Source organism: Magnetospirillum sp. LM-5 (assembly GCF_902729445.1).
Lineage (GTDB): Bacteria > Pseudomonadota > Alphaproteobacteria > Rhodospirillales > Magnetospirillaceae > Magnetospirillum.
This window is the reverse complement of the sequence record NZ_CACVCE010000050.1, coordinates 1-7323: the sequence shown is the minus strand read 5'-3', so window position 1 is coordinate 7323 and position 7323 is coordinate 1. Positions and strand designations below refer to the sequence as shown.

The window sequence follows — 7323 nt, the reverse complement described above, 5'->3', positions numbered from 1 at the left end:
GCCAGTAGCACCGAAGCGCCGACAATACCGCTGAGGATCAGTCGGGCACGCCGGGATGATGTCAGTCCATCACGTCGCCAGGCGGCGACCTCTCCCAGTACTGGCTTGAGGATGAACCACCAGATTTCAACGACGAACAAAACAATCCCCAGCGCCTTGAACGCCAGGTAATAGACCATCACGGCAATACCCGTGAAGACAATGAGACGATAAAGCCAGGTCGCAACAGCATATCCAAGAAGAAGCCGTTCCAGACTGGAGCGCCGAACCGGCTGTTGGGTTCCGGAAAGCCACTCCCGAAGCTTGCTTCTGCCTTCCGCGAAAGCTCGTTCGTGGAGATTTGGAACATTGAGAAGATCGGCAAGAATGTAATAACCGTCGAATTTCATGAACGGACTGACATTGACCAACAGACTTCCCACCAGGGCGGTGGTCGCCATCAGGAAAGCCGTGGATTTGATGGCGCCCTCTGGCACGAGAGCCCAGATCAGCACGGACACAGCTCCCAGTGCGATTTCGGCCGATACCCCCGCGGCGGCCACGATGATCCGTTGCCGTCGTGATCTTAGGAACCAGCCGGAACTGGTGTCCGTATAGAGCATGGGAAACAATACCAAAAAAGCTACGCCCATGGTCGGAACCAAACCACCAAAGTGTTTCAGCGCGATGGCATGTCCCAATTCATGACAGATCTTTGTGACCACGAGAGCCACTGCGAAAGCGATCACGCCGCCGACTGTGATCTGATCGGGAAAGGTGGCGGCGAATTCGTCGAAGTGAAGAGCCAATACGGCAAGAGCAACCACCCCAAGAACCATCGAAGGCACGGGCAGACACCTCAGAAAGGGCCTGACCGATTTCTCCAGGGAGCTGATGAAATGGTCCGAGCGCAGCAAGGGCACGCGGATAAAAAGGTAATGATGAAGAAGCCAAGTGGCGAAGCTCTGTTCCTTCGCCCGACGCATTGCATCCAACCGCTGGATGTCCTCGGCACTTCCAGGGAGTGTAAGCCCGGAAGTCTGCAAAAATTTGGCTACGGTCTGAATGAACTCGTCATCCACGACCAGAGTGGTTTCCCGCATGACCGAGTCAACGATCCGCTCCGGGGTCCCTAGCCCCCAACGGCTCAGCACCTCGAATTCCGGGCAGCCAAGGTGGAAGTACTTTCCCCGCACCGGATCCTGAAGCACATAGGTCGGCCATCCGGTCACGTCGTCGCCTCCCCGGACCACCCGGATTTCACTCCGCAGGATGGGGAGATCGGCAGGCATCAAAGCCCCACAAGCTGTCTGAGCGTGGCCAGGGGCTTCCGAAGAATCCAGGCGATCAGGGGAACATTGTCGGCATAGACCCGGGCGCTACCATGCAGGCCGATCCGCGGTGGAGGTTCGTCCTCTGCCAGGGAGGCTTTCAGACGGTAGGAAAGAACACCAGCGGGTGACATTTGTGCCTCATAGGAAGCGGACTCGAGGCTTGCCTTCAGTGGCGACAACGGGGCGGTGTTCAGAAACATCCTGACCGCAGCACCTGATCGCAGAACGATGGCATCCGTACTGGCTAGCCAAGCCAAGACCTCCACCTTTTCGGGATCGGAAAGCAATGCAATCCGTTCTCCCGTCTTGACCGGCTTGCCCAGCCAGTCGGCCGGATCGGTGAAGATCACTAGGCCATTCTTTTCGGCAACCACCTCGCTGCGGGCCAGAAGCTCGCGTGAATAGATTTCCTCCGCCTGGGCACGTTCGATCCGGTTGGCCAGGATAGACAACTCGGCACTACTTTGCGGGTCAGCGAAGGCGGCCTGATTGGCTCGCTTGTGATCGGTCCGGGCGATGGCGAGATCTCGGATCGCCAATTCATGGCGGTTCCTGACATCGACGTCATCCAACTCGAACAGTTTGTCACCAGCCTTGACCATCTGATTCGGTTGCACGAAGAACCGCGCAACCACGCCATCACGGGGGGCGGCCAGAACCATCGGGTCTCGGGCCGCGATCTCGGCCGGTGCGGTAACCGATAAACGCACAGGAAACAGGGCTAGCAGGAAAATGGCCGCAGCAATAGCCAGTCGTCGGCGCGTCAACGCTGCCAGAATTGCAGAACGGGTAGTCCCGATTCTGAGGTGACGCGACAGAGTTTCACCTAAGGCTTCACCAAGCCGTTCCAGCAGGGCCAGTTCTGCACCGTTGAAGGCCGTATCCCGGATAATCCAGACCCCACCCAGGACGACTTGCCTGGAGGGATGACGCAGGGGCAGCCACAGGGCAAAAGGCCCGCCCCATTCCGTCCACTGTGGTTCAAGTTCAGGCGGAATGTTCTCCGGCCTCACCCCCATCGGCCCTGTCGTTGAGGTATCTTCGGCAAGATGGCGACAGAGCGCGTCCAACCAGATCATCGCCGGTGAGTCGGGATCGATCTCGGCCACTCCGGACACAGCCGAGACGCCGGAACGAGCCGGACGATCAGTCCACAGCGCTGCGTTCCGGAAGGGTACCAGCCGCTTCAGGCTGTTGGCGGCTACGAAGGCAAAGGCATCGAGCGTGTCGGCCTGACGTGCCTCCTGCGCCAACTGGAGCAGGACAGTCAGGACAACGACCCGCGGGTCCGTGCGTTCGCTCATGGCTGCCCGTCGAAAGTTACTTCACCGGTCATGCCTGGAATCAGGGTTCCTGCCCGCGGGCCCAGGCTCCCATAGACCTTGATGGTCTGGGAAACCTGATCGATCCGGGCGCCGAGCTTGGATACCGTGCCGGTCACCGTCTGGCCATTCTCCTCGATCTTGATCTTGAAGCTGGCTCCCGCCTTCACCCAGGTGAGCCAGGAGGACGGAATGATCACCTCCACCTCCAGGCTGGTATCATCGACAATGGACAACAGGGGCTGGCCACTGCTGTAGCTCTCATGGGCATGTGCCTTGGCCTCGATGACCCTGCCGTCAAAGGGGGCCTTCACCTGGCACATGGCGGTGATGGCAGTGGCTTGTGCCAGATCCGCTTCCGACTTTGCGACCTCCGCCTCGGCCAGTTGCACGTCAAGCGGACTCACCGTGGACAGCCGAAGTAGTTCCTTCTTGATGGTCAGGGTCTTGCGCGCTGCGGAGACCTCTGCTTGGGCTCGCTGGTACTGGGCTTTCTGCACAGCGCAGTCAAAACGCACCAGGGTGTCGCCCTTACGGAAACGATCACCGGCCCGAAATGACATTTCCGCAATAATGGCGTTGATCTGGGTCGATAGCATGGCCTCGTGGCGGGCCGTTACCAAACCGCGTAATCGGGGGCTTGATCGTTCCTGTGATAGGACCGGTGACGCGACACTGGCCAGGACAAGAAGCCACGCAACTCCCCGAACGACATTGCCCGTCGTCACTTGAAACCTCGCGTGATCCACTTGAGGACTGGAATGTCGTCGTCAGCCGATTCGTTGGCGGTTGGCTTCGGGGTCTCGACCTCATCAGGGACTGCGAGGTTCCCTTTGTCCCATTCGGTCATCTGAGCCTTAAGCGCCACCGAGAGTTCAGCCAACTTCCATTCCCGCTCAGCGCCAAACACAGGGTCGAACCCGACCGAGCCATAAAGGCGCCCAGCCGCGTTCTGCAACTCCGCCATCGCCGTATCCCGCTGAAGCTCCATGTAGACCGAACGCGTAGTACGTCGGATCACCTCGAGCCCGCTCTCCGCCAAGGCCGAGCGTGCCTTGTTGCCCTGCTCCTCCAAACGGCTGGCGGCGCCAAACATCTCATGAGCGAAGCCGAAATCCTCATGGGCCTGCTGGAAGCGCAGCCAGGCAACATTGACCTGGGTCATCACGGCCACGCCTAGGGCCAATTGCTGCCGCCGAACCAGTTCCTCCTTGGCTTGGGCCAGGGCGAACTTGTCGTCGGCACCCCACAGGTTCATCAGGTTCCATGTCAGCTTCAGCCCGCCTTCGACCCAGCTTTGATTCAGGGTATATGAGTTGCCGGTGTATTGCCGATCTACGTTGATCTCGATACCCGGCAGGAAACGCAGCAGGGTCTTGGTGGTCTCCGCGACCGTAATCCGTTCCTGGTAGCGCTGCTCGCGGATTTCGGGACGAAGAAACAGAGCGGTTTGCTGCAGCTTCTCCAGAGGGACCTTGATCTCGGGCGCCGAATTGTCGTCCGGGGCGGCCAGTACATATGGCATCCCCGGAGGAAGGTTCATCAGCGCCGCCAACTCGGCGCGGGCAAAGATCAGTTCCTTCTTGACGGCATTGATCTGGCGCACCGTTTCCAGCAATTGCACCTGGTACTCAAGCGACTGCGCCTGTTGCAAGCCCTGCTGCTCGGCTTCCCGTGCCTGAGCCAGCGCGTTCTTCACCTCGACCAGCAACCGCTCAACTTTAGGAAGCAAGCGCTGAGCCCCGTAGGCTCGCCAATAGGCAAACCGAATGTCCTGGAGGATGTTCTGAACGGTCTTGCGGCGTCGCTCCTCGGTCACCAGAATGCTGTCAGCCTGTTGCCGCGCCCGAAGCCAACTGACGCCGAAATCCAGTACGTTCCAGGCCAGAGACAGGTTGGCGGTGGCGAACTGCTTCTCGCTCGACGCTGAATACTCGTTGCTGGTGACGTTGGTCGCGAGGTTCTTGCTGCGTGACGCGTTCTCGGTGTCGCGTGCAGTATAGCCTGCCGTCTGCGTCAGCCTGGGCAGAAGGTCGAATCGGGCGATCTTGGCATCCCCAGCCGCAACCGCGCCCTCCATCAGCTTCAGGCGGTGTTCCAAATTGTAGGCGATACCGCGCGCCATGGCCTCGTAAAGCGAAATGGGCCCGGACAGCGCTTCCTGGCTGGAATACATCCGCTCACGATCGGAGCGCGCCCAATCGGCGAACTCCTGTTCGGTATAAGGGGATGGGGCGACGGTGCATCCGGCAACAAAAAGAGAAATCGCCAGACCTGAAATAGAGGCGCCCCCGCGCCAGCCTGTCATCACGCATCCCCCTGCCAAGCCATCATTCCCGCCATGAATACAACCACAATATTATGTCTCGCTCAGCCGTCCGGCGATTGCCTGCCAATTGCCCTGCGACAGCAGATGAGCGTGGATTAATGCTATCCAGCCTTTTGCCCGCCATTGCAGATAGATGTCATCCGGCAGAGCATTGAAGCGCCCCTCGTCAACGATGCGAAAACCTTCGATCGGTTGCGAGACGCCATCTTCGCCCTTCAAATCAACCCGCACCGGGGCCAGCAGACCATTGCTTTCCAGGGCCGTGGCGAATTCCGTTGTTTCGTTGAATTGTTCCTGCACCTTGTTCATGCCATTCATGACTTCGCGCAATGCCGCGGCCGGTTGCCCATCCAGGAACAACGGCTCTCCCTTCCCCTCGCTGGCAAGCCGATCGGATGTGGGGTCCAGGCAATAGATCAGTTGGTCCTTGTCCGCTGACTTCATGAAGATGAACGGATACCGCCGTACATAGACCGGAACCATGGCATGTTTGGCCCATTCTCCGGCTTTGTTGACGAACAGATTTTGCTCGGGCGCCACGCCGGTGACGATGATCGGCGACGCTGGGTTCTGCCCGGCGAAGACGATGGGATAGGTCAAGGCCGCCGCAACGAATTCAGAGGCGACCAGTGGAATACCCGGCGTCTTTGCGGCAAAGGCGTAGGACGTGTGCGGTCGCAGCACCAAACCCTGATGCAGGGTCGGCGACAATGGCTCCGCCTTGGCATAAAGGACCGGCATGGTTGGTCCCTGGGCGGGGCCTGCCTCTGTCGTTCCGGCAGCGCTTTCATCCATATCGTCTCGTGTCCTTTTCATGTCGTCGGGTCAGGGTCACGTCTAGGCCGCCAAGGTATCGTTCAGCAATTCATCCAGGGCGGCGATCAGTTCGTTCTCGGCTCGCTGCGAGGCAGATCCCAGGCTCTCCAATTGTTGGAGGAATGAAACCTGGGTAGAGGCGCCGCTGGTACCGTCCAGCCATGCCCCGTCCTGGGGTGCCGGCGCCGGTTGTCCTTCGGCCGGGGCTGGCTGTTGTCCTTCGGCTGGGGCTGGCGGCTGTCCCTCGGCCGGGGCTGGCTGCTGTCCCTCGGCCGGGGCTTGCTGTTGTTGTTGCCCTGTGCCGCCAGCCTGGGCATCGCCGGTCGTCCCAGCCGGGGCAGTATTCCCACCGGTTGCCGGTGCGGACGCGGGCGCTGCCGTAACCGGGGCGGCACCGGTTGCCGCAGGGGCAGAGACCGGTGCCGATGCGGGCGCTGCGGGAGAGGCACTGGCAGGCCCAGACAAGCCGCCTCCCGCCGGTGCAGCCCCCGGTGCGGCTACCGGGGCCGATGTCGGCGCCGCCACCGGAGCCGGGGCGGCGGCAGGAGCGGCAGTGGGTGCCGCGGACAGCACCGTGGCTCCGGCGCTGATCCCGGCGAAGGAGAAACTTGCCGCGGGCGATGCCGCCCGTCCGATGGAAGTGCCGCCGCTCGCCGATGTCGTGCCGCCACTGGTGGAACCGCCGGTCGAAGCCGAGGCGAACAGGGCCCCCGTGCCGGTCGATGCCGGTGCACTTTGTCCACCGCCCGAGAAGATGGCACTGGTCACCGTCGCCGGGGCTGCGGTCGGCTGCGACACGGCTGCGGCAGTCGATGTCGTGGTGGACGCTGTTGCCGTGACCGAGGTGCCGGAAGTTCCACCGGTCAGCCCTCCCAAGCCACCGGTCGGCGCCGCCGCGATGATCGGCGCGGGCGCGGGCGCAACCACCGGGGCTGGGGCTGGCGGCGGCGGAGGCGGCGGAGGTGGCGGAGGCGGAGGTGGCGGCGGGGGAGCGGCCACCGGTACTTGGGGCGCCGAGACTGTGATGGTGGCGGTGGCGGCCGAGCCGCCGATTCCGGCCTCGGTTGCCGAAGTCGATCCACGCACTTGGAACGAGCCATTGGCCGTTCCCGATGGCGTGAACTTCAATCCCACTTGTCCTTCGGCCACGGTGATGAAGGCGCCATTGGCAAGGGCAGTCCCATCGGCCTTGGCCAAGTTGCCACCACTGATGCCGCTGATCTGGAAATAGGCCACATCCGGACCATTGGAAGCATTACGCCCGATGGTGACAGTGGCCACCCCGGTGCTGAGGATGGACGGCGAGGTCACCACCGGTTCCAGAATCACCGGCGCGGTGGAGCGGACAAAGATGTCGTGTTTCCAGTTGGTGTCCCCGGCCACCAGAGTACTGGCATAGCTTTGAAAAGCCACATAGCGCCCGTCGGCGGAAATCGAGGGGGTCTCTGAAGGGCCATTTCCCTGCGCCCCCCCCTGCGCCACCGACACCCGGCTGGTTGTCCCGGTTTGGCGGTCATGGACGAAAATGTCGCGTTGGCCATTA

At 61.5% G+C, this 7323-nt stretch carries 5 protein-coding genes and 1 pseudogene; 1 reads left to right on the top strand and 5 read right to left on the bottom strand.

Going from position 1 to position 7323, the window contains the following annotated elements; genetic code table 11:
• The 5 genes and pseudogenes from MTBLM5_RS15185 to MTBLM5_RS15165 form a co-directional block, all read right to left on the bottom strand.
• A pseudogene (locus tag MTBLM5_RS15185) lies at window positions 1-1271 on the bottom strand (peptidase); the annotation flags it as partial.
• Window positions 1271-2617: an efflux RND transporter periplasmic adaptor subunit gene (locus MTBLM5_RS15180; RefSeq protein ID WP_173976916.1), complete on the bottom strand. Its 1347-nt coding sequence runs from the start codon at window positions 2615-2617 to the stop codon at window positions 1271-1273. The gene MTBLM5_RS15180 and the pseudogene MTBLM5_RS15185, both read right to left, overlap by 1 nt.
• Entirely contained in the window at window positions 2614-3363 is a 750-nt protein-coding gene (locus MTBLM5_RS15175) for an efflux RND transporter periplasmic adaptor subunit (protein WP_256367181.1), read from the bottom strand. Before MTBLM5_RS15175 ends, MTBLM5_RS15180 begins: the two co-directional genes overlap by 4 nt.
• Window positions 3360-4943: a TolC family protein gene (locus MTBLM5_RS15170; RefSeq protein WP_173976914.1), complete on the bottom strand. Its 1584-nt coding sequence runs from the start codon at window positions 4941-4943 to the stop codon at window positions 3360-3362. Before MTBLM5_RS15170 ends, MTBLM5_RS15175 begins: the two co-directional genes overlap by 4 nt.
• A gap of 51 nt (window positions 4944-4994) precedes the next feature.
• Entirely contained in the window at window positions 4995-5759 is a 765-nt protein-coding gene (locus MTBLM5_RS15165; RefSeq protein WP_173976913.1) for a SapC family protein, read from the bottom strand.
• A 574-nt stretch (window positions 5760-6333) separates the two neighbouring features.
• On the opposite strand from MTBLM5_RS15165, the gene MTBLM5_RS15160 reads away from it, so the two are divergent.
• Window positions 6334-7011 carry a hypothetical protein gene (locus MTBLM5_RS15160; RefSeq protein WP_173976912.1) on the top strand — a complete coding sequence of 226 codons (678 nt, stop codon included), beginning with the start codon at window positions 6334-6336 and terminating at the stop codon, window positions 7009-7011.
• Window positions 7012-7323: the final 312 nt, after the last annotated feature.